The organism is Clostridium sp. AF36-4, assembly GCF_003435975.1.
Classification (GTDB): domain Bacteria; phylum Bacillota; class Clostridia; order Lachnospirales; family Lachnospiraceae; genus Eubacterium_F.
Genome location: NZ_QTVH01000076.1, coordinates 1 through 806, shown reverse-complemented (window position 1 = coordinate 806; position 806 = coordinate 1). Strand labels below are relative to the sequence as shown.

Below are 806 nucleotides of genomic sequence, written 5' to 3'. Positions count from 1 at the left end.
TAGTGCCGCTATCTTTTTTATCTGTGGATAAGGAATACTGTATACCGGCATATCTGCCAGTTTTCCAAGCCTGTTTTTGTTGCGCCTTTCGGCAGCCAGCATCTGCGTTGCTGAATATATCACCTCTTCTGCACCTGCAGCCAGTGGCAGTTCTTTTTTCTGGTATCGAACCAGTTCCAGTATGTCCCTCTTATTCTGGCGGTATATACGCAGTCTTGCCATCTTATCTGCACCGGTTCTGCTCCAGCCTAATGGTCTTGAACTCATTCTGTCTGAATAAATGTGGCTCACATGTCCCTCTGCGCTGCACTGCAGGCTCTTATCCTTCGCCCTTACGGATTCCATAATTCCTGCCCAGTTCCCCAGAATATAATTCTTTGCGGATTCTACTGCCTTTGCTTTTATTTCACTCTCTATTACATGCGGAATCTTATCAAATGCTTCTTCTGCCGCCCATTTCCGCTTTCCGTTAATAGCTCTGTATATTTCACTTCTCGCATCCTGTGCGGAATCTTTCAAGTGGCTTGTTGCTGATATGATATATTTATGCATGTGAAAACGGTCCAAAACAAAACGTGCCTTGGCATGCATTCCTGCTCCCGTTCTAATCCAATCCGCTCCGTCTCCGTTTATATATATTTTCTCCAGCACTTCCTCGTCATAGCTCTCTGTAATAAAATCAAACACTTCCTGCCATAGTTCTTTCGTCCCTTCCGTCCCGGCATAATCCCCTCCGAAATAATGGCAGTTTACCAGTTCATGCTTACTCCCATCGAAATTTACATCCTCGTAGACGTAGATAAGCT

General features: G+C 44.9%; 1 protein-coding gene. It reads right to left on the bottom strand.

The window, feature by feature from the left end; all coding sequences use genetic code 11:
* A partial coding sequence (locus DW005_RS13660) for a UPF0236 family protein (protein WP_181975066.1) occupies positions 1-806 on the bottom strand: 806 nt, incomplete at both ends.